Here is a 22,970-nt window from a genome sequence, read left to right on the forward strand (position 1 = left end):
TACCAGACGCAATTAACGGTACTGGTGTAGCCAACCAAGGCCTTCTGTCGTTGTTGTTTTCGGCTTGTATTCGCAGCCAACCCAGCCTTGATAGCCAAGTTCATCAAGATAATTGAGCACGAATGGGTAATTGATTTCTCCCGTCCCCGGTTCGTGTCGACCTGGATTGTCAGCCAGTTGCACGTGTGCGATTTGGCCAATGTTTTGTTGTATGGTCGGCGTAAGATCGCCTTCCATAATTTGCATGTGATAAATATCGTATTGGATAGAAAGGTTATCGCTCCCTACCTCTTTGATGATCGCTTTGGCTTGCTCAGTCGTGTTTAAGAAGAAGCCCGGAATATCACGGGTATTGATCGCCTCTATCACTAAGCTAATGCCTTCTGCTGCTAGCGCGTTCGCCGCGTAATGCAGGTTAATCACAAACGCCGATTGCGCATCTTGTTGGGTCACACCTTGCGGAACAATCCCGGCCAAGCAATTCACTTGAGTACAACCGAGCGCTTTTGCGTAAGCGATGGCTTGAGGTACACCCGCTTGAAACTCTTCAACTCGTGCTGGGTCGACCGCGATACCACGGTCGCCAGCGTCCCAATCACCCGCAGGCAAGTTAAATAGCACTTGCTCTAGGTTATTAGCATCAAGCTTTGCTTTGATTGCCTGAGCATCAAAGGCGTAAGGGAAAAGATACTCCACACCTTGAAAGCCCGCTTCTGCGGCAGCTTCAAAGCGATCCATAAAATCAACTTCCGTGAATAACATTGACAAGTTTGCTGCAAATTTTGCCATGACTCTGTCCTTATTCTTTATTTGGTGAAACTATGACTGTTGAGTGAAGCCTCGCTCTATTGGAGGCTTTTCCGTAGAGCTAAGCCTCAGCTCTACGGATACACATGACTTAATGATTACTTGTACGCCAGCGCCGTTGGGGCATCGCCGCGGCTTTCGGCAAGCGGTTCAAACTCGTTAATAGCATTGATCTCTACGCCCATCGCAATGTTGGTTACTCGCTCAAGAATCAGTTCAACGACCACTGGCACCTTGTGCTTGTTCATCAGCTCTTTTGCTTGCTCAAACGCAGCGGCAATTTGCTCTGGTTCACGAACTCGAATCGCCTTACAACCTAAACCTTCAACAACCGCAACATGGTCAACGCCGTAGCCTTCAAGCTCTGGTGCATTCTGGTTATCAAACGCCAGTTGTACACAATAATCGATATCAAATTGGCGCTGTGCTTGGCGAATCAAACCTAGGTATGAGTTGTTCACCAACACATGAATGTATGGCAGGTTGAATTGCGCGCCGACCGCCAGTTCTTCGATCATGAATTGGAAATCGTAGTCACCAGAGATAGCAACGATATCGCGATTTCGATCGGCGGCTCGTACGCCTAATGCAGCGGGTGTAGTCCAACCTAGTGGACCTGCTTGGCCACAGTTGATCCAGTTACGAGGCTTATAAACATGCAGGAACTGAGCGGCGGCGATTTGCGACAAACCAATGGTGCTCACATAACAAGTATCACGACCAAATGCCTTATTCATCTCTTCATAAACACGCATCGGTTTCATTGGCGCTTCATCGAAATTGGTTTTACGCAGCATGGTCGACTTGCGTTCCTGACACTCACTTGCCCAAGCATTTCGATTCGGCAGTTTGCCAGCGTCACGCCACTCTTGCGCCACTTCAACCATTAGCTCTAGTGCAGCTTTCGCATCAGAGACAATGCCTAAATCAGGACAGAACACACGGCCGATTTGGGTTGGTTCAATGTCGACGTGTACGAACTTGCGGCCTTCGGTGTAAACATCCACAGAACCGGTATGACGGTTTGCCCAACGGTTACCCACACCAAACACAAAGTCAGAGTTGAGCATGGTTTCGTTACCGTAACGGTGGGACGTTTGTAGCCCCACCATGCCCGCCATTAAGTCATGATCATCCGGGATCGATCCCCAGCCCATTAAGGTTGGAATCACAGGAACACCAGTGATCTCGGCAAACTGCTGCAACAATTCGGACGCGCCAGCATTAATCACGCCACCACCGGATACAATCAGCGGTTTTTCCGATTGAGACATCATGGTTAATGCTTTCTCAACCTGCGCGCGGGTTGCTTGCGGCTTATAAGGTTCTAGCGGTTCATAGGTATCGATATCAAATTCAATCTCAGCCAGCTGAACATCAATCGGTAGATCAATCAGGATTGGACCAGGACGACCCGAACGCATTAAATGAAAGGCTTTTTGAAATGCGCGTGGCACTTGTGCAGGTTCCAGTACCGTGGTTGCCCACTTAGTCACAGGCTTAGCGATAGATTCAATGTCGACCGCTTGGAAATCTTCTTTGTGAAGACGAGCACGTGGCGCTTGGCCTGTGATGCATAGAATTGGGATCGAATCTGCAGACGCCGAATAAAGCCCCGTGATCATGTCCGTTCCCGCAGGACCAGAAGTACCAATACACACACCTATATTGCCTTGATTAGTGCGCGTGTACCCTTCAGCCATATGAGATGCACCCTCTACATGACGAGCTAAGACGTGGTCGATTCCTCCGAGCTTTTTCATAGCCGCATACATAGGGTTAATTGCTGCGCCGGGAACACCAAATGCGATGTCTACACCTTCACGTTTAAGCACCTCTACCGCTGCTTCAATCGCTTTCATAATTGCCATTCGAACCTCCAGTTCAGATTGTATACAATTAAACTAACTTTTGTGTACTATGAACCATCCTCGCTATTTATCAACCCCAAAATGAAACAATTTCGTTACATCACACTGCTATTTTGAGTAAGCACCCACCCTGAAAAGCTTACAATTCATTGCTTTACATAAAATATCTTTACGTAAAAATAAATCACAAAAAGACCAAATGATAAATAAATGTTAAATACCCTTTGCTTGTTTACAATTTATGCAATATAAATATCCTTAAAAAGAGCATTTTGTATACAAAGTGACATCGTATTGTTCAAAGGAGACAACAATGATGAATGACGTAAAAGAGAGAGAAGAAGTACAGTGTATGCAGGTACTCGGGAAGATGGACAACTCCGAGTACAAAGAGATCTTGTCTAAAGATGCATTAAAATTCTTAGAAGCTCTCGTCAATAAGTTTGGAGATCGCCGTCATGCCCTGCTAAGTGACCGCGACGTAAAACAAGCTCAATATGACGAGGGTGAGTTACCCAATTTCAGAAAAGACACCATTTCCATTCGTCAGAATAAAGAGTGGAAAGTGGCAACACCACCACCAGAGCTACTTGATCGCCGCGTAGAGATCACCGGCCCTATCGAAAGAAAGATGGTGATCAACGCGCTAAACTCAGGCGCGAAAGTCTTCATGTGTTGCTTTGAGGATGCGTCTTCCCCGACTTGGGCCAATATGGTCGAAGGGCAAATCAACCTAAGAGATGCCAACCTTGGCACCATTAGTTACTTCGATGAGAAGAAACAGAAGAGTTACCAGTTAAACGACGATCCTGCACTGCTGATTGCCCGCCCACGTGGTATTCATTTACCTGAGCAGTCCATTCAATTCAACAATCAGCCTATCGGCGGTTGCTTGATGGACTTCGCCTTGTACTTTTTCCATAACTATCAATCACGTGCACAACAAGGTTTAGGGGTTTACTACTACATTCCAAAACTTGAAAGCATGGAAGAAGCACAATGGTGGGACGATATTTTCAGCTTCACCGAAAACTATTTCCATGTACCAAAAGGCACCATTCGCGCGACAGTATTGATCGAAACGCTACCAGCCGTGTTCCAGATGGAAGAGATCTTGTATGCAATGCGTGATCACATCGTGGCAATGAACTGCGGTCGTTGGGATTACATTTTCAGCTACATCAAAACGCTGAAGAACCATAAAGACCGCATCCTGCCAGATCGTCACGGCATCGGCATGGACCAAGAATTCCTCAACGCCTATAGCCAACTGTTGGTGCGTACTTGCCACGCTCGTGGCGCACTTGCGATGGGTGGTATGTCAGCCTTTATTCCAGCGAAAGACCCGCAAGAGATGGCGCGAGTGACGGCCAAAGTCATTGAAGACAAACAGAGAGAATCTCAAAACGGGCACGATGGCACTTGGGTCGCGCACCCTGCACTGGTTGATTTAGCGATGTCGATCTTCGATAAGCACCTTGATGGCAAAGTAAACCAAATGGACTTCCAAAGCCCAGACCATGTGATCAATGCAGACTCTCTGCTAAAACCTTGTGAAGGCAGCCGCGACGAAGCGGGTGTGCGTAAGAATATCCGCATCGCGCTGTATTACATCGAAGCTTGGATTCAAGGCTACGGCTGTGTACCTATCTACGGCCTTATGGAAGATGCCGCCACCGCTGAGATCTCGAGAGCCAATATCTGGCAATGGATCCATCACGGGGTAACGCTCGATGATGGCCAAACCTTTACCAAATCACTATTCCACTCTTGGCTTTACCAAGAGCTGGACACCATAAAACATGAAGTCGGAGACTCGCGCTATGCAGCAGGTCGATTTGAAGAGACAGCCGATCTTTTCTATCAACTTTCTACAGCCGACGAGTTCGCTGCCTTCCTAACTTTACCCAGCTATGGGCTATTACAAGAGTCCAGTTAGGACTCTTGTACCGAGCTGAATCAGTCGATGATATTCACAACAAGAGTAATGTTCGGCTGACTTAGTTTGGTACATGGCCCCTTGAAAAACTAGGAGATAACATGGGAAGTTTGACTCTACAACAAGCGTTAACCATCATTGATGGCACCTTAAAAGCAGGAAACAAGATCCACACAGAACCTTTGACGGTCGCCGTCTTAGACAGCGGTGGCAAGCTGATTTCTCTGCAACGTCAAGACGGCTCTAGCATGATGCGACCAGACATCGCGATCGCTAAAGCATGGGGAGCACTCGCACTGGGCTGTTCCTCAAGAAAACTCGCCCAAGATGCTGACAATCGACCAGCATTTATCTCCGCCGTAAACGTACTCGCACACGGAAACATGGTGCCAGTGCCAGGGGGTCTACTGATTCGAGATAAGGACAAAACGGTACTTGGCGCGATTGGTGTCAGCGGTGACATTTCAGACATTGATGAAAGCTGCGCCATTAATGGTATTGGTTGTGCAGAACTGTTCAGTGACGAGATGCTCCAAGCTTAACTCGCCAATTCGCTGTACTTGAAGTTCTTAAACAAGAACAAAAAAACCGAAGCGATTAGGCTTCGGTTTTTTATTGAATCTAAAGGAAGATCAGCAAAACTACTCGTACGCACTCAACCATGTTTTCAGAAGTTGGTTGGTGTTCTTCTTCTGACTCGCAGACAATGATTTAACCAGTTTTTTCTGCATTTCGACATGTTCAGTCATCATTTGGTCAATCAGAATAAGACCATCTTTGGTTAACTGGACACTCACGCTACGTCTGTCTTCTTTGCTGTGTTCACGACTGATCAGCCCTTTGGCTTCTAGCTTATCAAGGCGATTGGTCATCGCGCCTGATGTCAGCATCATCGACCCGATCAGTTCTGACGGAGTCAGTCGGTAAGGCTTTCCAGAACGTCGCAACGTCGCCAGCACATCAAACTCACCCAGCTTCATGTCGTATTTTTTATGAAGCTCGGCAACTTGCGTCTCCATATACTTGGCAATACGCATAATCCGGCCCATCATTGCCATAGGCTCAGTTTCTAGCTCAGGCTTTTCCTTTGCCCATTGCTCTACTACGCGGTCGATAGCATCCATTTGCAATCTCGCTCCGTTATTAGTCTGATTACTTCAAACTAGTTTAACATAAAGATACTTTACAACCACTAGTTCTCAGTATACAGTTCACACAATAGTTATCTTAACGTAAAGATATTTCAGATGAACATATTATTAGCAATGATCCCCGCGTTCTTTTGGGGAACAACCTATGCAGTGACGCAATTTACGCTACAGGAGTGGCCACCATTATTATTGGGTGCTTTGCGTGCGTTACCTGCTGGTTTGTTATTGCTAGCGGTAAAACCAACGCTGCCTAAAAAAGGCGAGTGGCAGATCATTTTCACATTGGGTCTTATCAATATTGCGACCTTCTTTGGCTTGATCTTCGTAATGGCGTTAACGCTGCCTTCGGCCATCTCTGGTGTAGGCATGATCTCCGTGCCTGTGTTCGCGATGATCTTCCACTGGGTAGTGAAAAAGCAACGCCCACATTTGATTCAAGCGCTGTCTGGTATTGGCTTGATCACCTTAGCGTGGGTACTCTTTAACCCAAGCCAAATTGCTCTGAACCCAATAGGTTTAGGTGCAATGTTCGCCGCGATCATGTGTATCGTTATCGGCAGCAGCATTACCAAGTCACTGGGTAACCGCATGCACTGGTGGAAGGTACTCACGTGGCAACTGATTTTGGGTGGTACGATTTTGTCTGTCGCGTCTGGCGTTCATGCATTCATCGACCCGCAGCCTTATGTTAATGCTGTCACTCATTTCGATACTCGCAATGCGATGGGCTTAGTTTGGGTTATTGGTCTAAACACAGCACTGGGTTACGGCATGTACGTATGGTTACTGCAACGTATGTCGGTGGTTGATTTCACCTTCGGTGGCATTGCAAACCCTGTGGCTGGCATCGTGACGGGCATGGTGTTGATGGGTGAATCCTTTACTCCAGTACAATACTCGCTAATGACAGGCATGATCGTGATGTCACTACTACCGCAGCTCATCCTTGCAGTAAGACAAACCAAACAAGTTAAGCCTGTTACGCAATAGACGCTGCCTCTTAAACGTATTGATAAAAAACGCGCCTCATTGTGGGCGCGTTTTTGTTGCTACGCTGAAAGCAATAACCTAACAGCCATACTCGCGAGTTGATTACTTCTTGAACCAAATTAAACCTCACAAAGAACAATGACTTTACTTTAACTATCTAAGGTGGATTTATTTTCTATGAAATAATTATATTATAGATTTAATTTCTAAATAAAACTCAAATTAGAGATAAAAAGACAAAACTTTTCTCCGACTACCTTTCTATACTGTGCCACGTCATTAAGGCGCTACAAGCCTATGATTTAAAATAATTATTAATGAGTAGTCACCATGAATTCGAAGTCGCTAACTATCTTGCTTTTTGTCTCTGTTTGCTTAATTTGGGGAACCACTTGGTTCGCTATGGAAGTAGCATTGCATTCTATCCCACCTATTTTTGCTACTGCGTTGCGCTTTTTACTTGCAGCACCTCTGCTTGCGGTATTGGCGAAAGTCTTCAACCAACCACTGCTGTTCCCTAAAGGTAAGCGCCAATGGCTGCTTATTGTTGCGCTGATGTATTTCGCGATTCCGTTTACGTTGATGATCTATGGCGAGCAATACATCTCTTCAGGTTTAGCGTCGATCATCTTCGCCAACATGCCTGTCGCAGTGATGCTGATGTCTGGCTTATTCTTAGGTCTACGACTGGCGAAGCACCAGATATTCGGTTTGATCGCTGCTGTTGTGAGCCTATGTTTAATCCTTGGTAATGAAATGCAGATGGGTGGCGATGACTACCTAATTGGCACGGTTTGCTTAGGCCTTGCTGTTGCGATTCACGCAGTGATGTATGTGCTGGTTCAAAAGCACTGCAAAGGCATTGAAGTACTGACCTACAACGCCGTACCGAGCCTAATTGCAGCTCTATTCTTATTTGCCGTATCAGCTATGGGCGAAAACGTAAATGTTGAATCTTTCACTTGGGATTCAATCTCAGCTGTGGTTTACCTAGGCTTTGTAGCGAGTGTGGGCGGCATTGTGGCTTACTTTAAATTAGGTCAGGTTTCGACCCCTTTCCAAGCATCTATCTGCTTCCTAATTTTCCCAGTGGTTGCGCTGCTGATCTCTTGCTACATCAATGGTGAGGTTCTATCTGAACAGTCACTTGTAATGATGATTCCTCTACTTTGCGGCATCTTACTGACCAAGGCACCAAAGGGAATCTTCAAGCTACGTTCTTCTTTGAAAACAGTAAGTAGCAACTAAGTTAAGCTAAGCTAATAATCTGTCGATATAACCCTAGAGTTCGCAATGAGCCTCTAGGGTTTTATTTAGTTACGACTCCGACTTGAACTCCCCTCTCACGTCCACCTCATATACTTCAACCAGTTCCAACGCGCCACTGGTTCACTGCTCATATCAAATAGCCAATAACACAGCAATCGAATGACTTAAAAGTCACTATCGACTACATTAGAAACGCTGAGAACAACCAACTCTAGTTTTAACTGCACAGCCTACCTTCAACCAAGGAATGTCATGAGAACTCCCATCAAACACATGCGCCTCATCAAAGGTCAGCCTTGTAGGGTTGAGGAACTGACTAACAGCGACGACGCGTTCTTAGAACCGCACAGACATGAATACTGGGAGTTGGTGTGGTGCGTGGATAGCTTAGGTAGTCAGAGCATTGATTTCGTAGACTATGACAACAAGGTTGGACGTATTTTTACCATTGCTCCGGGCCAGGTTCACCGCTCTGAACTAGTGGGAGAAAGCGCTCGCTTGCTGGTGTTTACCCCAGGCTTTGTCAAAACCAACCATCGAAACACACAGCTGGTCGACACCGTTTTTGCCATGCATCAAAGTCGCCCTCCCTACTTAGATTGCAGTGAAGAAGGCAACCGCTACCTACTGCCTATTTTCACTATGATTAAAGAGGAATGTGCACGAGAAGAGAGCGACTGGGATTTGGTAGAATCCCTCATGAATAGTTTTTTGCGCTACATATTACGCTTCGCAACCCAATCATCATTGAAAGGCGAAGTGCGTGACAGCCGAGTAAACCAAGTGGTCGATTTGATTGAGCAACATTACACCACCCACAAACACTGCGATTTTTATGCGCAAGCGCTGTCGATAACCAACAAGCGTATCAACGAAATCGTCAAATCTGAGAAAGGCAAAACCGTGACTCAGTTAATCCACGATCGAATCATCTTGGAAGCGAATCGAGAATTGATCTTTTCGACCAAGACAATTAAAACCATCGCCTTTGAACTCGGCTTCGAAGACCCAGCTTATTTCAGCCGTTTTTACCGTGGCCAGATGAAAGAGTCACCTGCAGAATTTCGAACTCGATGTGCAGATAGTGCAACATAATAAGCAGATTATCCCTTTTTAGAATCCAGTTAAGTTCGGATAATGCTCCCTCTTTATTTCATCCAATTTGGTTAAATCCAATTTGTTGGGAGCTAACTCCAGTGGCCATCAACCTAAAAACCGATCCAATATCTAAATCCTTTTATCAATACCTTTGGCCAGCGCTAACCGGCATGGTGATCAAGTCTCTTTTCATCATGGGAGATGCATGGTTCGTCGGACGCGGTGTTGGCCCAGATGGGCTTGGTGCTATCGCGCTAACCATTCCTGCTTTCTCTATATTTACCGCTATCGCGATGATGGTGGGTATTGGCGGCGCGGCTCTTATGTCTATTGAAGTCGGCAAAGGAAATTCGGCGTCGGGCCAAACTCTCTTTAGCCAATCGATGCTGAGTACCGCCGTACTTAGCACCATTTCAGTCAGCATCGCTCTGTATTTTCTGGACGACATTATTGCGCTAATGGGCGCTTCTGGATACATGGCTGAACTGACTCACGATTACCTGTCTGTGATGCTGCCATTCTTTGTGTTGTACTCATTAGCTTGGGTCATGTCGTGCTTTGTTCGTAACGATACCAACCCAAAACTGGCGACTTACGCAATGTCGATAGGTGCCGTGGTCAACCTAGTGTTGGACTACTTCTTCGTCTTGAAATGGGGCTGGGGAATGAAAGGGGCAGCCTACGGTACAGCCATTGCACAAGGTGTCATCGCTTGTATTTTATTAAGCCACTTTGTACGTAAACAAGGCACCTTGGAACTGAGCTTAAAAGGGATTGGTTTTAACAAACTGCCAAGCATTCTAAAAATAGGCACGCCAACTTTCTTCATTGAAGTGACCGCAGCGATGACAATTTTATTGTTCAACTACGTGTTGCTGCATCAGTTTGGTGAGAATCACATTATCGCCTATGGCTTAACCGCAAACATCGGGGTATTTGCGTTGTTTGTGATGGTCGGAATCGCTCAAGCCTGCCAGCCAATCATCAGCTTTAATCATGGTGCTAACCAGCCAAACCGCATCGAAGCAATTTTTCGTTTAGGTTTAAAAAGTGCAATAGGTAGTGGCTTGGTGTTTATGATTATTGTGTACCTGTGTGCGCCTCAAATCGCAGCCCTATATTTAGGTGATTCGAGTGATTTGATTGGGCTAGCTGCAACCGCCTTAACGTTCTTTTTCTTTGCTGTACCACTAATGGGAGTCAACTTGGTGATCGCCAACCTGTTTCAAGCAACGGCGAAGCCTAAGCAAGCGACACTAATCTCTCTTGGTCGTGGTTTTGTCTTCGTCGCATTAGGCATCGTCATCTTACCTAAGCTATTCCCAGAACAAGGAATTTGGGCAAGTATTCTGTTCGCCGAGGCCCTAACCGCAATAGTCAGCCTCAGCATGTTACGCAGTTACAGGAAACGCTTTACAGGCTCGTTAGAAAAACAGGTGGCATAGGAAGCAATCCGCATAAAGATATTGCTTCTTGATCATCAAACGCCACATACAAAAAAGCTCCAATAGCGATATTGGAGCTTTTTATTTGTCTCTACCTAGCGTTAACGCCAGCTAAACATTCGCACTTCATTACCTTCTTCAGGTGTCTTAGGAATGTTTAAAGACAACGCCAAAGAAACCGCCGCCATCGCAGCACCGATGTAGAAAACCGTTGCAGGAGACGATAACCAAATCACACCAAACACGACCGGAATAACGACTGCTGCAATATGGTTGATGGTGAAAGAGACACCAGCAGTTGATGCCATGTCTGCCGGGTCTGCGATTTTCTGGAAGTAAGTTTTGATCGCCAGCGCCAATGCAAAGAACAGGTGATCGATCACATAAAGTGCCGCCGCCCATTCCGCGCTTTGCACCAAACCATAACCGACAAATACACCAATCAAGCCAACATACTCGAAGATCAACGCTTTACGCTCACCAACCACACCGATAAATCGACCAATGCGCTTCGCAAACAAGAAGTTAAATAGGTAATTAACCAAGAACAACAACGTGACGTCGGCAGCCGAGTAACCAAACTTCTCTACCATCAAGAAGCCTGCAAACACGGTGAAGATTTGTCTTCTCGCGCCGCTCATAAAGGTTAGCGCGTAGTAGAGCCAGTAACGCTTTCGCAGCACCAACTTCTTATTCTGTGGCGTCTTGGTTTGAAACTCAGGGAAGCCGAAGGTCATCACCAAAACCAAAATAAAACCAATACCGCCAGTAATGCCGTACACCCAAGCAAAATCGAGTTTGAGCTGTTCTAACATCACCCAGATAGATCCGTAAGTGATTAAGGATGCTAGTGCGCCGACTGAGATCATCTTACCTAGCATCTCTGGCGCTTCTTCTTTACTCAGCCATTGCAGTGACAAAGACTGCTTCAGCGTGGCTTTGTTGCGTAATTCAATGGAACTAAATCAAGAACCTACGATCTGATCAGCTACCTCCACTCTATCTCGTAGTCCTATGCCTAAGCCTCGTTATAAAACAACCAACTGGAAGCAATACAACCGATCACTCATTAACCGTGGTTCTCTGACTTTTTGGATTGATGAAGAAGCAATAAGCGGATGGGCGCAAAGCAAACAGAATAAGCGCGGTAGGCCGCGTCGGTTCAGTGATTTAGCTATCACGACAGCACTCATGGTCAAACGAGTTTTTTCTATGCCATTGAGAGCGCTGCAAGGATTTATCGACTCGATATTTAGGTTAGCCCATGTACCGTTAAGTTGTCCGCATTACACCTGCATCAGTCGTAGAGCCAAGCAAGTTGAGGTTTCATTTAAGACTAAAACGAGAGGAGCGATACAGCACCTAGCCATTGATGCTACTGGCCTTAAGGTTTATGGCGAAGGTGAATGGAAAGTCAAAAAACATGGGACGGATGGCAAGCGTAGAGTCTGGCGAAAGCTGCATATTGCAGTCGATACCAACACTCATGAGATCATTGCCGCCGAGCTAAGTTTATCGACGGTTACAGATGGAGAAGTACTCCCGAACTTACTGAAACAAACACGCCGAAGTATCCTTGAGGTGTCTGGTGATGGCGCTTACGACACGAGAGCGTGTCACGCTGCTATTAAGATTAAGGGAGCTATTGCGCTTATTCCCCCAAGAGAAGGGGCTGCCTTCTGGGAGCGTGGTCACCCTCGAAATCTCGCCGTGGGTTGCCAGAAATTATACGACTCAAATAAGTATTGGAAAGAGCGGTATGGATACCACAAACGTTCACTCTCAGAAACAGCGATGTATCGAGTTAAACAGTTGCTAGGAGGGAAACTGAGCTTAAGAAATTACAATGCCCAGGTGGGTGAAACTTACGCGATGATAAAAGCGTTGAACAAGCTTACTGGGTTAGGTATGCCTGAAACTTGTCGTATTGACTAAGAAACAAGCGAAACGGGTTGGCTCTATCTCTAAATTTAATTACGCAACAAAGCCCTTCAGCGTTTCAAAATAGTGGAAACCCGTCGACATCAGAATAGTGGTAAGCAAAAGACCTGTCAGTGAAGGGAATAAACCGGTAATCGCAGTGCCCACGGTCAGCATCGCCAGCGATATCAACATGAAGCGTTGCTCACGAATGAATGCCAACACAAACACCACGGTAAACGCTAAGAAACCCGGGATCTCACGCACACTTTGCAGCAAGCCAATATCCGCACCATCAAAGTTCGCTTTCTCAATCACGAAGTTATTAAGCAAAGCCATCCAGCTCGAAAACGCGATCGGTACAACAATCGAAATCAGTAATAAAAAGTTTTGCGGCGTTTTCCAGCTCGCGGTTCTATCGAACATTGACGGACTCCTGTTCGTCTAATTGAGTGAGCACTCGTAAGGTCAACTGCTCAGTATAAGGATTAATCTTCCAATGCTCTGGGCTCCAGCCTTTTACGAAGCGTTGGAAATCGGCCCATGCCACGCAAAACATTGGTCGCCATGCGGCTTCGACTTCATCAAATGAAAGCTGTGGTTGATAGTGCGCTAATGCTTCTTTCAAGTGCTGGAAGTAAGCATCTAGTACTTCTGATTCAAGCTCTGCGCAATCTTGCGGCCTCACCGCACTGCTCATGAACAAGGCCACGTCTTTCATCGCACAGCCGTGACCCACATATTGGAAATCGACCGCAGCCGCGCGCTCGCTTTCAGAATCAAAACAAAAATTAGCGAGCTTGGCATCGCCATGGACCAAGGTCTGATATGGACATTCTTTTAATAAACGGTCAATGTGCTTGGCTTGGTTCTTCAATGGTAAATCAGCCAAGGCATTGAGCTCATCAGGACGTGTATCTAGATGCCAATAAGTACCGACGTGCCACAATGATGACGACTGTTGTTGATTGATATTGATGTGCTTTGCATGAAAGTTAGCAAGCCATTTAAGGCAAGCATCGCGTTGTTTTTGCTCTTCTCGTGTGTAAATAGGTGCCTGATAGTCAGAAGCAGCAAGCACATCAAACTGAGAGGTTAACGGAAAACCTATATCCGCTAAGTCTTGCATCACAATTAGCCACTCATTCTCTTCTAATTCACATTGCAGCCCAACAGGTACAGGGCAGCGCTCATCCCATTGTTGGGTGAACGACTGATACCAAGCCGTTTCCACTTGGTAAGAGTGTACCTTTCGTTGGTGAGAGAGTTTGGTGTTCCAGCCTCTGGGGTGTTCGGCTTTATCTGGCAACGCGACATGTTTAACAATCACACTCTTTAGTTCAGCACGGCTTGCTTGAGAAAAGACCAAGCGAACTAACTCGCCATATCCACCCCACAGACGTTGAATCACTTGGACATCAAATCCTTGATGACACCCCAACGAGGTCGCAATTTTTTGATAAAGCTCATTTTGATAAAACTCTTGTTGATAAAGCTCTGGCTGATTTTGACTTGAACTCGCTTCAGGTTGAGCTCGATTATTCGACGATATTGATTGAGACATATTACTCGTTGTTATGCTTTATCAGATAGAAGATGTGACCACTGTGGCTGCCTATTCATGTAGTGAACCACATAGCTACAAACCGGCACAATTTTGAAGCCCGCTTGTTCAACTTCAGGCAATACCGACTCCATCATCACCTTACCAAAGCCCTTGCCTTGCAGTTCATCAGGAATGCGCGTCGACGTGATATGTAATACATCTCCGTCCTTTTGATACTTAACGACCGCGAACTGGTTGGGTTCTAACTCTACCGTGATCTGGTTCACTTCTTGATCCCATTTTACTGCCTGCATTCTCAACTCCTGCAAATAATTGATACGACAAACAATAAAAGTTTGAAGTATGAGTTCCTTGTAATAGACTAACGCAAGTGCATATAAATAAAACTAAGTACTTACAAAGACAGCAAATAATTCAGTGCAATCGGCTTAATATAAAATCAGCAATGATAACAGGCACTCTATAAATCTATGTGAGTACGTCCACTAAATCTAGCACGTAATAACCCCTTGTTAGCAAGTTACCAATATAACTAACAGACGCATGTTGGCGCATGGAGAACATATAATGAACGCACCCCTGAAGAAGCCTTTGGAGCATAATCAGGCACTTCAAGACCCTCGTAATCGCACCGTTTCCACCATCAATAGCACTGATGCGCTGGCCATGATTGAACACGGCAGTGAGCTGACATTAAATGTCTCGACTCCCGTTGGCACGAAGTTTCTCGCCACTACTAAGTTTATCGGTACGCACAGTGATAACTGTATTGTGGTTGAGGTTCCCGAGGTATCCAATGAAGATCTGAACTTTTTCTTTCAAGAAGGCTTTTGGATGACCGCTCGTGCGTATTCTCTACGAGGTGAAGGCGCGCTTATCCACTTTAGAAGCCAAATTCATCATAAGATTGGTGAACCCTTCCCTATTCTTGTGCTTTCGACACCAAGCACGATGCAAGTAACTCAGCTGCGTAAAGAAACACGCTATGAAGTGAATCTGGCTTCAAGAATCATCTTCAACGACCAGCGAGCAAACTGTGAGATAAGAGACTTATCGAAAAGTGGTTGTCGTTTCGTGACCTCACCGACCTCTCGTGCGATTCAGATTGCCGATCGAGTGTCTATTGAGATAACCCCTGAGAACTACAACGGACCACTGATTCCGCCATTGCGAGGCATCGTCTGTAATCTACAGAAATCGACGCACTACGCTCGATACGGTGTTGAATTTGATGATATTGGCCGAGCTAACGCCAAACACTTATTGGCCAAATTGAAGTTCGATGGCACCAAGCTCTGCTTGCGAAGCGGGTAACGCCTTCAAGACGCGACTTTCACCGAATACAGCAAGCTGACCAGATACAAATAGCTCACTGGCAAACCAAATCGTAACCAATAAAAAAGCCATCGACTCTATAATCGATGGCTTTTGCGTTTTGGCTGTTTATCTGTTTGTTTAGCTATCTAATTAGCTATCAAACTATGTATCTATATATTCCAGCTATTTGCGCAGTGCGTTCAGTTTAGCTTGGGCGATACCAAAGATAGTATCAATTGGATAGCTACCCTCATCACTTGCTTCACCTGCGGCTTTGCCTGTGAACAGCTCAATCGCTTCTGTTACATGGTCAATCGCCCAGATATTAAACTCACCCTTTTCAACCGCTTTCACAATATCGCTACGCAGCATCAGGTTGTGAACATTTGAACGCGGGATGATCACCCCTTGTTCGTTTGAACGCCCTTTGATTTCACACACATCAAAGAAACCTTCAATTTTCTCGTTCACCCCACCAATTGGCTGAGACTCACCAAACTGATTCATCGAGCCAGTAATCGCGATGTCTTGACGGTTTGGCTGCTTAGAAAACGCTGACACCACCGCACAGAACTCGGCCATACTCGCACTGTCACCATCGACGCCACCATACGATTGCTCGAAGGTGATGTTAGTGGTAAGCGGGACTTTGGCTGTCTTACCAAATACGGAAGAAAGGTAAGCCGACAAGATCATCACCCCTTTCGAGTGAATACTGCCACCTAGGTCTACGTTTCTTTCAATATCAATCACTTCACCATCACCGTAAGCGGTGGTTGCCGTGATTCGGTTCGGCGCACCAAACATATGATCCGTCGTGCTGAGTACAGAAAGTGCATTCACTTGCCCAACCGCCTGACCATCAACATGGATTAGCGTTGTGCCGTTAGTGAAGGTTTCCATCACACTGTCTTGCAGTCGTCCGACACGCATCTGTTGGTTAGATAACGCTTGGTCGACGTGCGTTGCACGAATCAGGTTCGATTTTGAGCCTCTCGCCACGTAGTTTGATTCACGAAGCAGATTCGCAATGTGAGCAGAGTGCAGAGACAATTTACCTTGGTCACCCGCCTGGCGAGAGCTGTGCTCAATAATGCGAGCAATCGCTTTGCGGTCACAATGCAGCATGTTGTTGTCGTGCACGATGCTCGAAATAAAGCGCGCGTAGTGCATTTCAGAATCGGGAGTACGCTTCATCTCATCTTCAAAATCGGCCGTCACACGGAACAGTTCACCAAACTCTGCATCGTAGTGTTGCAGCAGTTGGTAAGTTCGGTAATCGCCGAACAGGATGATCTTAACGTCCAATGGAATCGGTTCTGGGTCAAGCGATACCGCGCCCGTTAAGGTCACCTCTTTTTCTAATGAAGTGAAGCTCAATTGACGTGAACGCAGTGCTCGTTTCAAGCCTTCCCAAACGTACGGCTGCTCAAGTACCTTCACCGCATCCATTAGCAATACACCGCCATTCGCTCTGTGTAAGCTACCTGCGCGAATCAATGAGAAGTCAGTAAATACGGTGCCCTTGAACGTTGCCGTTTCTACATAGCCAAACAGAGAGTGATAATTTGGATTCTCTTCCACCACGATCGGCAGAGTCTCCTCCTTTTGGCTCACAATCACGTTAACCTTGTAGCGACGCGGCATTTTCTTATCCAAAGAGGCCGTTGCAACTTCGGCTTGCTCCGTGCTCTCTTCTAAGAAGATGTCAGCGTTGTCGACAATGTCTTTACGCAGTGCCGTTAGGTACTTTTTGATGTCTGGATATTGGCTGTAATCCTTCTTCAATTGCTTGATGAAGTGAGTGATCACATCTCGCGCCGTATCATCATTAAGCTTTTGAATTTTCTCAGTGTACGTCTCTTCAAGCTCCGTCAACTCACGAGAGATGGTTCGTAGGCCGACTTCCAATCCATCAATGGTTTTATCGAATTGATCTTGCTCTTCCGGCGAAAGCAGATCAAAGCTCTCTTCGGTATGAAGATCATCGCCATTCATGGCCACAAATTGGTAATCACCCTGAGTGGTGATCGTCAGGTTAATGCCCTTGTCTTTCGCTTCTTGGCTAATGCTTTCTAACGCGGCTTGCTGCTTAGCTGCTAATTGGTTTTTAAGCCTGTCAGCACGGCTAAAGTACATCTCATTATCAAACGCTAAAGGCATACCTTTCAGCAGTTTACGCATCAATTTTTCAATATCTTGCTTTAAGCTGCTGCCAACGCCACGCGGCAATTTCAGTACCTTAGGTGTACGAATATCTTCAAAGTTCGCGATATAACACCAATCAAAAAGCTCCTGCACTTCTTGAGGGTGACGGTTAAGATAGCGCAAGATCATGGTGCGTTTACCCAGACCATTTCGCCCTATCGCATAAATGTTGTAACCCTTTTCCTTGATTGACATCGCGAACTCAACGGCTTTTTGTGCCCGTTCCTGCCCGACGATTTCGTCAATTGGAGCCAGTTCTTTGGTCGACTTACATGGTAGCTTGTCTAAATCCGCTACCTGATACAGCTGTTCTGTATTGAGTCTTTGCATCGCCATCGCCGCCTCCTTAGTCCTTCATTACTTGGGTGTAGATAAAATCAGTGTAGATGTAATTTCCTACAAATTTAGTGACTTACGCTACACAGCTGTTCAACTGAACAAATAACACACAATTTAAGCCATTTTTAGGAATAGCTCGTCATTTAATTCACCAACTTAACGTGTGAATGATTTTAATTTGCAATTGATAATAAATATCATTAACATTTTCATATATTATAAATTGAGGATGTGGATATGGAAATTGAACGATGCTGGATGCACTACCTAAAAGCTGAACAGTTAATGGAACAAGGTCACTGGCCTGAAGCACAGCGCCTGTATGGTGATGTTCTAACCTCACTTCCTCATCACATCCAAGATGCAGCATACCAAAGCGATATTAAGCCTTGCCAGTTTGCCTGCCTGCTTGCCGGGTTGAGAGATGCGAGTGTCGCTCAATCAGAGATACTCAACCGTTTAGGTCAGCATCAACAAGCCTTCGATACCTTGAATCAATCTTACGCTCTGATGCAATTTATCTCTCTTGAGAACACTGAGCTGATTCAACGTACCTTTGGGTTATTGGAAAAGCAGAGCGAAGATTTACTCAATCACCTGATCGCTTTTTGCAGCGCTCAGCGTAGTTCGCATTGGATGCTCGAACTAGAACAAATTCAACGTGCTCATCACCATTTTGGGCAACTTAAAACAACGCCAGAAGTTCAATCTTCACCTAATGTCTTAAATTGATAAGGATATATCATGTCGGACCGGGCCATACTTAAAGTCAATAACCTCTCCGTTAGCTTCACAACCAATGATGGAATCATTGATGCGGTCAAAAAGGTTAACTTTACCCTTAACTCAAGCGAAACCTTGGCCATTGTTGGTGAATCAGGTTCAGGTAAATCCGTCTCTTCCAACGCGCTTATGCGTTTGCTTCCGGATAACGCGATTATTGATAAACAATCAGACATCGAGTTTGAGGGACAATCGATTCTTGGAAAAACTGAGCGAGAGATGCAGTCAATTCGTGGCGATAGAATCGGCATGATCTTTCAGGAGCCGATGACCTCTCTCAATCCTTACCTTCGTGTTGGCATTCAAGTGGCGGAAGCCATTATGTGTCATCGCAATGTATCGAAATCAAAAGCAAAACAGCGCGTACTAGAGCTCTTCAATCTGGTTCATTTACCAATGCCAGAACAGGCTTACACCAAGTACCCGCATGAATTTTCGGGTGGTCAGTTACAGCGCATCATGATCGCAATGGCACTGATCAATGAACCGGATATTCTGATTGCCGATGAACCCACCACCGCATTGGATGTGACCGTTCAGGCGGAAGTACTTTCTCTTATCAAAGAGATTCAAGGCAAAATGGGGATGGCGATTTTGTTCATCACCCATGACCTAGGCGTCGTGAAACACTTTGCCGACCGTGTACTCGTCATGTGTAAAGGGGAATTGGTTGAAGAAGGGCAAACACAAGAACTGTTCGATAACCCTAAGCACGATTACACACGGATGCTGATTAACTCTATTCCGAAAGGCGCTAAGGTTCCTGTTGAGGCGACAGCCCCAGAGCTATTGTGTGCTGACAACATCCGAGTTCAGTTCTTGGTGAAATCACACTTCATCAAGAGTAAAAGTCAGTACTTCGAAGCCGTAAAAGGCATTTCGTTGAATCTTAAACAAGGCGAAACCTTGGGTATTGTTGGTGAATCCGGATCAGGTAAATCAACTCTTGGACGTGCATTAATCGGCTTGCTGCCAAGCAGCGGACGCATTGTTTACAAAGGCCAAGACATTAGCTTATTGAACGACAAAGAGCGTCACAAGCTCAAGAAAGATGTGCAGATGGTGTTCCAAGATCCTTATGGTTCTTTATCACCACGTATGACGGTTGGGGAAATCATCACCGAAGGCTTAACTGTGCATCAACCTCATCTATCCAAGAAAGAGAGATTAGAAAGAGCGCGCAAAGCGTTGATTGAGGTTCGTTTAGAGCCAAACTCAATTAACCGCTACCCGCATGAGTTTTCCGGCGGACAAAGACAACGTATCGCGATTGCTCGCGCGTTGATTCTTGAACCCTCCTTCATTTTGCTGGATGAACCAACTTCGGCACTCGATCGCTCAGTACAACTGACCGTGATTGACCTACTCAAAGACATTCAAGCCAAGCACAATATCGGCTTCTTGTTCATCAGTCACGATCTCTCGGTAGTAAAAGCACTGTCGGATCGTGTATTAGTGATGCAGAAGGGCGAAGTGATGGAAGAAGGGTCTGCAGAAGAGATTTTCAATGCGCCGAAAAACGACTACACCAAGAAACTGATCGCAGCGTCATTCGACTTAGAAAATAAATCGAAAAAAAATGCCGCGTAGAGGGAACTAATCAACATTAACAGCGTCTTATAAGTACATTCTGAATAATCTCCTAATGGATTGCACTCTAGAATGGATATAGCAAAACTGGTTTGGCCGCCAAAAGAAAAATGTCGCATGGATGCGTAATGCTTGTAAGTTAAGCATCGTTTAGCGTCTTCTTGGAGGCCTTGTCGCATAGCGACAAGGCCTCTTTTTTACTGCTCTTGGGTAACTTCGTTCTCGCCTCTCAGGTAAAACAAAGCTTTCTGACATATCCAGTATGTAGTTTATTACTTCTGGGATTCGTCCCGGTGCGACCGCTGGTAATAATTGAAGCTGTCCAACAAGGAATAATGAAGCCTGTTTAAAGCCGATTTGATAAGGCATCACTGACTTCTGATGATAGGCCATTTGACACATCATGAACCGCAGTAGATTGTAAGCAACCAGCATTCCCCAAAGCTCTTGATTCACTAACTCTGGCTTTTTGCTTCTTAACGTAAGTTGGTTCTGAAGCATGTATTGCTTCATCTCACGATACCCCAACTCTATTTCCCAACGATGGCTATATAGTTCGGCGATATCAGCACCAGGATATTTCATCGTGTCTATCATTGACGTTAATAGTCGGACTTCTTTTCCTTTAATCGTCTTTGTGATTAAACGAGCTTGGAGAGTTTTGGGGGCATCAACCCACTTCTTTTGAGCTTGAGGTGATAGCTTGAGCTCAACGAGCTCTTGTCCTCGGCCTACCTTCGATAACACAGTGTATTGAGCCCCTTTTCTTAATGGGAGCAGCCAATGTTTTTCATCGCCACTGGTTTGCCATTTATGCAGTAAGCCCAAGGCGTAAAATCCGCGGTCAAAAATAGTTAAGCTGTTTGAGGGAGATTGTTCAATAAGCGGGATCGTAAGGTCGACTTCACTTTTAGATACTGAGTCGAATGAAGCGCTGTTGAGTAAATGACTGGTCAGCTCCATATGGCAGACCATTCTCACTTGAGGGTAGTCAGATATCGTTGTTTTATTGCCTGTTCTACTAAAATGCTCATCATTACTTTTAGTGTCTGGTGTTCTCCACACAACACCATCTACAGCATGAAGTGTTAACCCATGCCAATCGGGATGAGGAGTCTTGCGGTGCCAAAGTCGTTGAGTGTGATTGAACACGGCTTCCATAACGTCGGAACCAAGTCGGTGACGTGCCTGTATGACAGCGCTAGGTGCGACGAATGGCTTCTTACCCGGTAGGAGAATATCAAGTTGCGAGACTACTTTATCCATCGATAAATGACGGTAAAGGGACATCCCTAAAACACTCCAAACCATCATTTCCATTGGTAACCTGCGCTTTCGAATAGTCGCAACCCCAGATTCTTGGAGGCACTGTTCGACGAGTTCCGGGGACAGCAGGTCTGATAACCCTGAGAGCTGTTCTGGAGAGAAGTTATGGACTTGATTAAGGGCTTGTCTAAGAAACATAAAAAATCCGAGTGTTAAAGAAACACTCGGATTTTGACATCCTTGGAGGATCGTTCAACCAGTCTTTTTTACTTAACTGATCGGCATTACGCATGGATGCGACATTTTTCGTTTCTGAAGGGAAATAATTCATCTTGAAATGTCATTCCCTGTCATCAAATCACTTCATTACACACTATCGATACAAAGACTTAGTCGACTCTCTGACGATCAAATCAATCGGTGGCAATCGTGCTTCATGCCGCTCGCCAGATAACAAGTTCAAGATCGACTGAGCACACACTTCGCCAATCTCTTCAATTGGTTGCCTTAATGTTGTTAACGCGGGTGTGAAATACTTCGACGTTGGTAAGTCATCAAACCCAATAACTGACACATCTTCTGGCACTTTATAACCGTGATCGTGTAGCGCCTTAATCGCCCCGTAAGCGGTTTGGTCGTTGGCTGCGAACAAAGCGGAGAAATGAACCTTCGACTCTATTAATTCAACAGTTTTCTCATAACCAGACTCACTGCTGAAATCGCCCTGTTTGACGAGTTTTGGCATCACTTTAATCCCCGCCTCTTGAAGGGCTTTCTTGTAGCCTTCAAAGCGACTCCCCGCATCCGGTTGGCTTGAAAGCCCCTTGATATGAGCGATGTTCACATGTCCCTGTTGCAGCAAGTGCAGAGTCGCCATGTAGCCACCCAGCACATTATCGATATTGATCGAGCGAACGTTATCCTCAACGATGTCGTAACCCACCGCGACAATCGGAATGTCTTGTGCGTACTTGGCGATGTCGTCTTTGGTAATACTGCCCGTCACGATGATCATGCCATCTACGTTACTTTTAGCTAAGTACTCCAGCGCATGTATCTCGAGCTTTTTTTGCCAGTGCCCCGTCGCGATGACCAATGAGTAGCCTTGGGCAATCAGAGTTTTCTCCATGTCGTTGAGGATGCGACTGGTATAAGGGCTGTCAGGGTGTTGCACCAATACACCAATCGTCAATGAACGGCGGTTGTTGTTCTCCTGCATTTGAAAATTGGGCTTGTAGCCAGTGTCTTTGATTGCTTGCTCGATGTTCTGACTTTTATCATCCGACACATAAGTGGTTCGATTAAGAAAACGAGAAACCGTGCTTGGGGAAACACCAGCAAGTCTCGCTACATCGTATACGGTGGTTTTTTTAGTTTTAGTGCGCATCTCGATACCCTAATCCAGTGACA

General features: G+C 45.7%; 18 protein-coding genes and 2 pseudogenes. 10 read left to right on the forward strand and 10 right to left on the reverse strand.

Translation table 11 applies throughout. The annotated features are described in order from the left end of the window. Positions 1 to 12: 12 nt before the first annotated feature. Together hyi and gcl are read right to left on the reverse strand one after the other, a co-directional pair. Positions 13 to 789, reverse strand: a complete 777-nt coding sequence (gene hyi / locus OCV20_RS23605; RefSeq protein WP_086774509.1) for a hydroxypyruvate isomerase — start codon at positions 787 to 789, stop codon at positions 13 to 15. A gap of 116 nt (positions 790 to 905) precedes the next feature. Then, the gene (gcl, locus tag OCV20_RS23610; protein ID WP_086774510.1) at positions 906 to 2,678 is read right to left on the reverse strand and encodes a glyoxylate carboligase; all 1,773 of its coding nucleotides are present in this window, start codon (positions 2,676 to 2,678) and stop codon (positions 906 to 908) included. Between the two features lie 313 nt (positions 2,679 to 2,991). Here gcl and aceB point away from each other — a divergent pair, with 313 nt between their 5' ends. Both aceB and OCV20_RS23620 read left to right on the forward strand, forming a co-directional pair. Beyond that, complete coding sequence (gene aceB, locus OCV20_RS23615) at positions 2,992 to 4,617, forward strand: malate synthase A (protein ID WP_086774511.1); 1,626 nt, start codon at positions 2,992 to 2,994, stop codon at positions 4,615 to 4,617. Between the two features lie 101 nt (positions 4,618 to 4,718). Then, on the forward strand, positions 4,719 to 5,159 hold the full coding sequence (locus OCV20_RS23620) for a GlcG/HbpS family heme-binding protein (RefSeq protein ID WP_008220964.1): 441 nt from the start codon (positions 4,719 to 4,721) through the stop codon (positions 5,157 to 5,159). 99 nt (positions 5,160 to 5,258) lie between these two features. Here the strand turns inward: OCV20_RS23620 and OCV20_RS23625 are convergent, their stop codons facing one another. Next, entirely contained in the window at positions 5,259 to 5,741 is a 483-nt protein-coding gene (locus OCV20_RS23625) for a MarR family winged helix-turn-helix transcriptional regulator (protein ID WP_017054932.1), read from the reverse strand. Positions 5,742 to 5,864: 123 nt separating this feature from the next. Here OCV20_RS23625 and OCV20_RS23630 point away from each other — a divergent pair, with 123 nt between their 5' ends. The 4 genes from OCV20_RS23630 to OCV20_RS23645 all read left to right on the forward strand — a co-directional run bounded on the left by OCV20_RS23630 (position 5,865) and on the right by OCV20_RS23645 (position 10,570). After that, positions 5,865 to 6,758 carry a DMT family transporter gene (locus tag OCV20_RS23630; RefSeq protein ID WP_061037668.1) on the forward strand — a complete coding sequence of 298 codons (894 nt, stop codon included), beginning with the start codon at positions 5,865 to 5,867 and terminating at the stop codon, positions 6,756 to 6,758. A 330-nt stretch (positions 6,759 to 7,088) separates the two neighbouring features. Next, the gene (locus OCV20_RS23635) at positions 7,089 to 8,006 is read left to right on the forward strand and encodes a DMT family transporter (RefSeq protein ID WP_050643655.1); all 918 of its coding nucleotides are present in this window, start codon (positions 7,089 to 7,091) and stop codon (positions 8,004 to 8,006) included. A gap of 273 nt (positions 8,007 to 8,279) precedes the next feature. Beyond that, on the forward strand, positions 8,280 to 9,122 hold the full coding sequence (locus OCV20_RS23640; protein WP_086774512.1) for a helix-turn-helix domain-containing protein: 843 nt from the start codon (positions 8,280 to 8,282) through the stop codon (positions 9,120 to 9,122). Positions 9,123 to 9,223: 101 nt separating this feature from the next. Next, positions 9,224 to 10,570 (forward strand): MATE family efflux transporter, encoded by a 1,347-nt coding sequence (locus OCV20_RS23645; protein ID WP_086774513.1) that lies wholly within the window; start codon positions 9,224 to 9,226, stop codon positions 10,568 to 10,570. A gap of 101 nt (positions 10,571 to 10,671) precedes the next feature. Here OCV20_RS23645 and OCV20_RS23650 read toward each other — a convergent pair. After that, positions 10,672 to 11,505, reverse strand: a pseudogene (locus OCV20_RS23650) (MFS transporter); the annotation flags it as partial. 79 nt (positions 11,506 to 11,584) lie between these two features. On the opposite strand from OCV20_RS23650, the gene OCV20_RS23655 reads away from it, so the two are divergent. Beyond that, complete coding sequence (locus OCV20_RS23655; protein WP_261881408.1) at positions 11,585 to 12,505, forward strand: IS5 family transposase; 921 nt, start codon at positions 11,585 to 11,587, stop codon at positions 12,503 to 12,505. 54 nt (positions 12,506 to 12,559) lie between these two features. Here the strand turns inward: OCV20_RS23655 and OCV20_RS23660 are convergent. From OCV20_RS23660 to OCV20_RS23670, 3 genes and pseudogenes are all read right to left on the reverse strand, one after another. Further along, a pseudogene (locus OCV20_RS23660) lies at positions 12,560 to 12,916 on the reverse strand (MFS transporter); the annotation flags it as partial. After that, on the reverse strand, positions 12,906 to 14,054 hold the full coding sequence (locus OCV20_RS23665) for a phosphotransferase (protein ID WP_086774617.1): 1,149 nt from the start codon (positions 14,052 to 14,054) through the stop codon (positions 12,906 to 12,908). The pseudogene OCV20_RS23660 and the gene OCV20_RS23665, both read right to left, overlap by 11 nt. Positions 14,055 to 14,065: 11 nt before the next feature. Next, positions 14,066 to 14,350 (reverse strand): GNAT family N-acetyltransferase, encoded by a 285-nt coding sequence (locus OCV20_RS23670; RefSeq protein WP_086774616.1) that lies wholly within the window; start codon positions 14,348 to 14,350, stop codon positions 14,066 to 14,068. Between the two features lie 274 nt (positions 14,351 to 14,624). Between OCV20_RS23670 and OCV20_RS23675 the strand changes: the two genes are divergently transcribed. Continuing rightward, on the forward strand, positions 14,625 to 15,371 hold the full coding sequence (locus OCV20_RS23675; RefSeq protein ID WP_052880470.1) for a flagellar brake protein: 747 nt from the start codon (positions 14,625 to 14,627) through the stop codon (positions 15,369 to 15,371). Positions 15,372 to 15,557: 186 nt separating this feature from the next. On the opposite strand, the gene OCV20_RS23680 is transcribed toward OCV20_RS23675, so the two are convergent. Then, a complete protein-coding gene (locus OCV20_RS23680; RefSeq protein WP_017061577.1) occupies positions 15,558 to 17,918 on the reverse strand; it encodes a Lon protease family protein in 2,361 nt (786 codons plus the stop codon). A gap of 240 nt (positions 17,919 to 18,158) precedes the next feature. On the opposite strand from OCV20_RS23680, the gene OCV20_RS23685 reads away from it, so the two are divergent. Together OCV20_RS23685 and OCV20_RS23690 are read left to right on the forward strand one after the other, a co-directional pair. Continuing rightward, complete coding sequence (locus tag OCV20_RS23685; protein WP_086774615.1) at positions 18,159 to 18,653, forward strand: hypothetical protein; 495 nt, start codon at positions 18,159 to 18,161, stop codon at positions 18,651 to 18,653. Between the two features lie 12 nt (positions 18,654 to 18,665). Further along, positions 18,666 to 20,294 carry an ABC transporter ATP-binding protein gene (locus OCV20_RS23690; RefSeq protein ID WP_086774614.1) on the forward strand — a complete coding sequence of 543 codons (1,629 nt, stop codon included), beginning with the start codon at positions 18,666 to 18,668 and terminating at the stop codon, positions 20,292 to 20,294. Between the two features lie 150 nt (positions 20,295 to 20,444). Here OCV20_RS23690 and OCV20_RS23695 read toward each other — a convergent pair whose 3' ends face one another. After that, positions 20,445 to 21,758, reverse strand: a complete 1,314-nt coding sequence (locus OCV20_RS23695; protein ID WP_086775497.1) for an IS4 family transposase — start codon at positions 21,756 to 21,758, stop codon at positions 20,445 to 20,447. A 175-nt stretch (positions 21,759 to 21,933) separates the two neighbouring features. Next, a complete protein-coding gene (locus OCV20_RS23700) occupies positions 21,934 to 22,947 on the reverse strand; it encodes a LacI family DNA-binding transcriptional regulator (protein WP_086773929.1) in 1,014 nt (337 codons plus the stop codon). Between the last annotated feature and the right edge of the window lie 23 nt (positions 22,948 to 22,970).

Origin of the sequence: Vibrio coralliirubri (assembly GCF_024347375.1) — a bacterium.
GTDB lineage: Bacteria > Pseudomonadota > Gammaproteobacteria > Enterobacterales > Vibrionaceae > Vibrio > Vibrio coralliirubri.

What these genes read in the sequence shown, in the direction of transcription:
- OCV20_RS23635 (WP_050643655.1), top strand. Translation starts at nt 7,089, where the DNA reads ATGAATTCGAAGTCGCTAACTATCTTGCTTTTTGTCTCTGTTTGCTTA.
- OCV20_RS23625 (WP_017054932.1), bottom strand. Translation starts at nt 5,741, where the DNA reads ATGGATGCTATCGACCGCGTAGTAGAGCAATGGGCAAAGGAAAAGCCT.
- OCV20_RS23680 (WP_017061577.1), bottom strand. Translation starts at nt 17,918, where the DNA reads ATGGCGATGCAAAGACTCAATACAGAACAGCTGTATCAGGTAGCGGAT.
- OCV20_RS23620 (WP_008220964.1), top strand. Translation starts at nt 4,719, where the DNA reads ATGGGAAGTTTGACTCTACAACAAGCGTTAACCATCATTGATGGCACC.
- OCV20_RS23675 (WP_052880470.1), top strand. Translation starts at nt 14,625, where the DNA reads ATGAACGCACCCCTGAAGAAGCCTTTGGAGCATAATCAGGCACTTCAA.
- OCV20_RS23670 (WP_086774616.1), bottom strand. Translation starts at nt 14,350, where the DNA reads ATGCAGGCAGTAAAATGGGATCAAGAAGTGAACCAGATCACGGTAGAG.
- gcl (WP_086774510.1), bottom strand. Translation starts at nt 2,678, where the DNA reads ATGGCAATTATGAAAGCGATTGAAGCAGCGGTAGAGGTGCTTAAACGT.
- OCV20_RS23665 (WP_086774617.1), bottom strand. Translation starts at nt 14,054, where the DNA reads ATGTCTCAATCAATATCGTCGAATAATCGAGCTCAACCTGAAGCGAGT.
- OCV20_RS23640 (WP_086774512.1), top strand. Translation starts at nt 8,280, where the DNA reads ATGAGAACTCCCATCAAACACATGCGCCTCATCAAAGGTCAGCCTTGT.
- OCV20_RS23700 (WP_086773929.1), bottom strand. Translation starts at nt 22,947, where the DNA reads ATGCGCACTAAAACTAAAAAAACCACCGTATACGATGTAGCGAGACTT.
- OCV20_RS23690 (WP_086774614.1), top strand. Translation starts at nt 18,666, where the DNA reads ATGTCGGACCGGGCCATACTTAAAGTCAATAACCTCTCCGTTAGCTTC.
- OCV20_RS23655 (WP_261881408.1), top strand. Translation starts at nt 11,585, where the DNA reads ATGCCTAAGCCTCGTTATAAAACAACCAACTGGAAGCAATACAACCGA.
- OCV20_RS23695 (WP_086775497.1), bottom strand. Translation starts at nt 21,758, where the DNA reads ATGTTTCTTAGACAAGCCCTTAATCAAGTCCATAACTTCTCTCCAGAA.
- hyi (WP_086774509.1), bottom strand. Translation starts at nt 789, where the DNA reads ATGGCAAAATTTGCAGCAAACTTGTCAATGTTATTCACGGAAGTTGAT.
- aceB (WP_086774511.1), top strand. Translation starts at nt 2,992, where the DNA reads ATGATGAATGACGTAAAAGAGAGAGAAGAAGTACAGTGTATGCAGGTA.
- OCV20_RS23685 (WP_086774615.1), top strand. Translation starts at nt 18,159, where the DNA reads ATGGAAATTGAACGATGCTGGATGCACTACCTAAAAGCTGAACAGTTA.
- OCV20_RS23630 (WP_061037668.1), top strand. Translation starts at nt 5,865, where the DNA reads ATGAACATATTATTAGCAATGATCCCCGCGTTCTTTTGGGGAACAACC.